This is a genomic window from Streptomyces sp. NPDC006510, from assembly GCF_040611955.1.
GTDB lineage: Bacteria > Actinomycetota > Actinomycetes > Streptomycetales > Streptomycetaceae > Streptomyces.
Genome location: NZ_JBEXPH010000345.1, coordinates 1 through 4936, shown reverse-complemented (window position 1 = coordinate 4936; position 4936 = coordinate 1). Strand labels below are relative to the sequence as shown.

Annotated in this window: 3 protein-coding genes; all 3 read right to left on the bottom strand. The window is 71.3% G+C overall.

Annotation, left to right across the window (positions count from 1 at the left end; genetic code table 11):
* Nucleotides 1–1789 (bottom strand): tetratricopeptide repeat protein (locus ABZY11_RS42840; protein ID WP_356484363.1); only part of this gene is annotated, 1789 nt, incomplete at its 3' end.
* A 236-nt stretch (nucleotides 1790–2025) separates the two neighbouring features.
* Entirely contained in the window at nucleotides 2026–2652 is a 627-nt protein-coding gene (locus ABZY11_RS42835; RefSeq protein ID WP_356484362.1) for an NUDIX hydrolase, read from the bottom strand.
* An 89-nt stretch (nucleotides 2653–2741) separates the two neighbouring features.
* A complete protein-coding gene (locus ABZY11_RS42830; RefSeq protein WP_356484361.1) occupies nucleotides 2742–4427 on the bottom strand; it encodes a CTP synthase in 1686 nt (561 codons plus the stop codon).
* Nucleotides 4428–4936: the final 509 nt, after the last annotated feature.

Sequence of the window (4936 nt, the reverse complement as noted above, 5' to 3'; positions counted from 1 at the left end):
CGTCGCCGAGCCTGCGGTACCCGGCCGCCGCGGCGCGCCAGTTCCGCAGCGCCTCGCCGTACCGCCCGGCATAGGTGTGGACGGCGCCGAGCCGCCCGTAAAGCCGCGCCTCGTCGGCCCGCTCCCCCTGGGTGAGCCGCTGCGCCAGCGCGCGGCCGTACCAGTCGGAGGCCCGCTGGAAGTCCCCCAGCTCGGCGTAGGCGCCGCCTACGGATTCCATCGCGCGGCCGGTGGCGTACGGGTCCTTCGCGGCCCGTCCGGCGTCCAGCGCGGCCCGGTAGCGGGCCAGCGCCTCCCGGGTGCGGCCGGTCCTGGCGTCGAGGTCGGCGAGGTTGAGCAGCGCGGCGGCCCGCTCGCGCGGCAGCTCCCGCCGCTCGGCGACGGCCAGCACCAGACCGTGCAGTCCGTACAGCTCGGGGGCGGCGGCCTCGGTGCCCTGGTGCACGGCCAGCGCCCGCACCAGAGCGGCCACCAACCGCCTTGCCAGGGTGTCGAGTTCACCGTCCTCGACGGCGATCCGGGCCGAGGCCAGCAGGGCGGGCCGGCGGATCCGCAGCCATTCGGCGGCGGCCTCGGGGTTGGGGAAGCGCAGCGAGCGCGGCAGTCCGGCGAGCTTGCGGCGGGCCGGGGAGCCCTCGGGTTCGGTGACCGCCCGGCAGGACTGCAGCAGCCGTACGGTCCGCTCCAGCATCCGGGCCCTGGCCAGCTGGACCTCCGCCGGCCGGTCCCTGGCCCCCAGCAGCGCCCGCAGCAGCGGCGCGAGGCAGCCGGGCACCTCGTACTGCGGCTGATCCGCCCCGTTGGTGTGCAGCAGTCCCAGAGCCACGAAGTCGTCGAGGGTCGTCTGGGCGGCCGAGACGGAGCAGCCGGCCAGCGCGGACGCGGTGTGGGCGTCGGCGAGTCCGGCGGGGGCGAGGGCGAGCAGCCGCAGTATCCGGCCGGCGGTCGGCGGCAGCGAGTCGTGGACCAGCCGGAAGGCACGGGCCAGCGGGCGGGAGCCGGTGGACTGCTCCGTATCGTCCGGCAGTTCGCGCAGTTGCTTGGTGACATCGGCGACCGATGCCATGGGGTGTGCGGCGAGCCATCCCCCGACCATGACCAGGGCGGCCGGCAGCCCGCCGCATTCCTCGGTGAGGGTCTCGGCGGTCCGCGGATCGACGGTGATCCTGACCTCTCCGATGGTGCGGGCGAGCAGCCGCACGGCGGAGCCCACGTCCAGGCCGCCGATGGTGCAGGGGCGGACGCCCGGGATACCGGTCAGTGGACCCCTGGACGTGGCGACGACCAGGCAGTCCGGATTGTCCGGCAGCAGCGGGTCGACCTGTTCCGCGTCAGCCGCGTCGTCCAGGAGCAGCAGGGCGCGGCGTCCGGCGAGCTCCTTGCGGACCATCTCGGAGAGTTCGTCCCCGTCCGCGCCGGGCGGCCCGGTCACCCCCAGCTGGTCGAGCAGCTCGCGGGCGGTGCGCTCGGTGGGCACCGGCGCGCCGCCGGGTTCGGTGAGCCGGACGCGGAGCAGTCCGTCGGGGTGGTCGCCGTCGGCGAGCAGTCCGCGGGTGAGTTCACCGGCGAGTGCGGTGCGTCCGGAGCCGGGGCGTCCGGCGATCAGCAGGACCCGGGCGCGGGCGGCCTTGCGACCGGCCAGGGTGTCCAGCCCGGCTCGCTCCATGTCGGTCCGCAGCGCCTTCAACTCGCGTTCGCGGCCGAAGAATTGGGGTGGGGTGGCGCCGGACGGCTCCTCGGTTCCCGCTGCCTTGGCCGGGCCGCTGGTGTCCACCGCCTGATCCGTCACGGGCCACGCTCCACTTCGCTGCACGCGTCGCCCGCCGGGACTCCGGTCAGGGCATTCCGAGCGTAGTTCAGGCGTGTGGACGATTTCCCTGGAGCACGGCGCGGAGGTCCCCCGATCGGATCAGCATCTTGTCCGATCGAAGGACCTCCGTACACCGTTCAGCGGCCCTGCGGGCCGCCGGTGACCTCTCACGGTCCCGGCGGACCCGCCGGACGCCGGTCCGTCCCTACGGCCCGTCAGGCCTCGAACGGGCGGGCCGGCCAGGGCGCGTCGGCCGGGCGCAGCGAATCGATCCCGTCACCGGCGAGCACCGCCGCCAGCGAGAGGACGCCCACCACGAGGCAGTTGTTGTGCAACTCCCCCGCGAGCACGCCCCGTACCAGCTCCTGGAGCGGCACCCGGGCCAGCTCCATGTCGGCCTCCTCCTCGGAGACCTCGAAGCGCTCCCCGTCGGCCTCGGAGAGATTCCGGGCCAGGAAGATCCGTACGGCTTCGTCGCAGCCGCCCGGCGTGGTGTAGACGTCGGTCAGCACCCGCCACTCCTCGGCCTTGGCGTACGCCTCCTCGTAGAGCTCGCGCTGGGCCGCGCGCAGCGGGTTCTCGCCGGGGACGTCGAGCAGTCCGGCCGGGATCTCCCAGAGCTTGTGGCGCACCGGGTGGCGGTACTGCCGCAGCACGACGACCCGGTTGTCGTCGTCGAGCGCGAGCACGGCGACCGAACCCGGGTGGACCTGGTAGTCGCGGCGTACGACCGTGCCGTCCGGCATCACCACTTCGTCGGTCCGGACGCTGGTCTTGTTGCCGGTGAAGGGCGTCTCGGTCGCGGTGACCTGCCACTCCTCGGGCGTGTCCTGGAAACCCATCTACGTCCTCCCACGAAAAACAGAAACCGGGGCACGCATCCTCGGCGGATCCGTACCCCGGTCAACGTTAATGCCTGTGCGGCGCCGGACTACTTGCCCGACGTGGTGTCCTGCTTGCCACCGGCGTTCGCGCCCGTCCTGCGCTCGACGGCCGCCTTCACCAGGCCCGCGAAGAGCGGGTGCGGGCGGGTCGGGCGGGAGCGGAGCTCCGGGTGCGCCTGGGTGGCGACCAGGTAGGGGTGGATCTCGCGCGGGTACTCGACGTACTCGACGAGCTTGTTGTCCGGGGAGGTGCCGGAGAAGACCAGACCGGCCTTCTTCTCCAGCTCGGCCCGGTAGGCGTTGTTGACCTCGTAGCGGTGGCGGTGGCGCTCCTCCACGTACGGCTGGCCGTCGTACGCCTCGCGGACCAGCGAGCCCTCGGCGAGCTTCGCCGGGTACAGGCCGAGCCGCATGGTGCCGCCCAGGTCGCCCGCGCCCTCGACGTACGCCAGCTGCTCCTCCATCGTCGAGATGACGGGGTGCGAGGTGGCGGCGTCGAACTCGGTGGAGTTGGCGTCGGGGATCTCGGCGAGGTTGCGCGCGGCCTCGATCACGATGCACTGGAGGCCGAGGCAGAGGCCCAGCAGCGGCACCTTGTTCTCGCGGGCGTACTGGATGGCGCCGATCTTGCCGTTGACACCGCGGTCGCCGAAGCCGCCGGGGACGCAGATCGCGTCGACGTCGCCGAGCTGCTTCGCGGCACCCGCCGGGGTCTTGCAGTCGTCCGAGGCGACCCACTTGACCTTGACCCGCGCCTTGTTGGCGAAACCGCCGGCCCGGATGGCCTCGGTGACCGAGAGGTAGGCGTCGGGCAGGTCGATGTACTTGCCGACGAGCGCGACCGTGATCTCGTGGTCGGGGTTGTGGACGCGGTCCAGCAGGTCGTCCCACGTCGTCCAGTCGACGTCGCGGAACGGCAGGTCGAGCTTGCGCACGACGTAGGCGTCCAGGCCCTCGGTGTGCAGCACCTTCGGGATGTCGTAGATGGACTTGGCGTCCACACAGGCCACCACGGCGGCCTCGTCGACGTCGCACATCAGCGAGATCTTGCGCTTGATGGCGGTCGGTACGTCGCGGTCGGCGCGCAGCACGATGGCGTCGGGCTGGATACCGATGTTGCGCAGCGCGGCGACGGAGTGCTGGGTCGGCTTGGTCTTGAGCTCGCCGGACGGGCCGATGTAGGGCAGCAGCGAGATGTGCACGACGAAGACGTTGTCCCGGCCGACCTCGTGGCGGACCTGGCGGACGGTCTCCAGGAACGGCAGCGACTCGATGTCGCCGACCGTGCCGCCGACCTCGGTGATCACGACGTCGACGTCGTCGGTGGCCATGCGGCGGATGCGGTGCTTGATCTCGTTGGTGATGTGCGGAATGACCTGCACGGTGTCACCGAGGTACTCGCCGCGCCGCTCCTTGGCGATCACCTGCGAGTAGACCTGGCCGGTGGTGACGTTGGCGGAGCCGTCGAGGTCGACGTCGAGGAAGCGCTCGTAGTGGCCGATGTCCAGGTCGGTCTCGGCGCCGTCGTTGGTGACGAACACCTCACCGTGCTGGAACGGGTTCATCGTGCCCGGGTCGACGTTGAGGTACGGGTCGAGCTTCTGCATGGTGACCCGAAGGCCACGCGCCTTGAGCAGGGCACCGAGGCTGGAGGCAGTCAGACCCTTGCCGAGGGAAGAGGCGACACCCCCGGTGACGAAGATGTGCTTGGTCGTCGTGGATGTGGGCTGCATAGCCAAAGGGGGCTCCCGTGGTCGCGATCGTGAGGTGCGTACCGGCGTTCGTCCGGAGACTCCGGAGGCGCCGTCGCTGCGGTTCGGGGCCTCGTCTGCGGTTGCGGACGACCACCGGTCCACGGGCTACCAGGGTATCAGCGCCGAGGGGACCCCGCTTCCGGCAGCATCGGGGCGCCCACCTCGCCTGATCACCACGAGTGCCCGTACACACACCCGTTCGGGTAAGACGTGTTGATGAGACAGTCGCGCGGATCATCGAGGTGCGTCGTATCCTGCTCGGACACTCGCCCCGGGCGAGGTAATTGGTTCGCAGGTTCCCCCACAACAACGCCTTGCGACGACCTCTTGACCCGCAGTAATGCCCTACGGGGCGACATGGCCGTTCGACTGGAGATGCACGTGGCCGGGCGTATCGAGGATTACGCACTCATCGGAGACATGCAGACCGCCGCCCTGGTCTGCCGGGACGGCACAGTGGACTGGCTGTGCCTTCCCCGCTTCGATTC